The organism is Streptomyces sp. UW30 (genome assembly GCF_008042075.1).
Lineage (GTDB): Bacteria > Actinomycetota > Actinomycetes > Streptomycetales > Streptomycetaceae > Streptomyces.
On the sequence record NZ_RDBN01000142.1, the window covers coordinates 1 to 661 of the forward strand.

Annotated in this window: 1 pseudogene; it reads left to right on the plus strand. The window is 70.7% G+C overall.

The window, feature by feature from the left end:
* Positions 1-490: pseudogene (locus EAO75_RS48860) on the plus strand (DUF5994 family protein); the annotation flags it as partial.
* Positions 491-661 lie beyond the last annotated feature (171 nt).

Here is a 661-nt window from a genome sequence, read left to right on the forward strand (position 1 = left end):
TACCGATCCGCCACCCGCCGTGGGACGCCTCCCGGACGGCGTACACGAATCCGTCCGCCCCGGTACGGCCCTCCTGCGGCTGGAGACGACACAGGAGCGCACGGGGGTACTCGACGGCGCGTGGTGGCCGCGCTCCCGTGACGTCGCCACCGAACTGCCAGGTCTGATTCGCACGCTGTCCGAACACCTCGGACCGATCTCCCGGGTCGGCCTGGACTCCGCCGCCTGGGACGGACTGCCTACGCGCCTGGTCGTCGACGGCCAGGTCGTGCACCTCGACGCCTCGTCGGTGGGCGACGCGTCGGGCGGTACGACGAGCAGGGAGAAGAGATCCTGATCACCTCGCGTGACCAGGACGGTGTCGTCGCCCACCGCGGCGCGGGCGGCGATGGCCCAGGCGGTGCGCGCCGACAACCTCAAAGGGGCCGAGCAGATCCTCCTCGACACCGGTGCGGAGCCTCCCGTTCCGCCAGGCGTGACCACCACGTGAACGATCCATGACCGGTTCCGGCGCGTTCGTGGATGCCCGTGCGCCGGCCCTTCTCGGCCCGCGCGGGAGGCCAGGGAAAAGTCTGTAGCAGCGAAGCCACATTTTCCCGGCCGACGGCGCTAGGGTTGTCGCACGAGGCAGACGGTACCGAGTCCTTCGCAGCGCGCATGC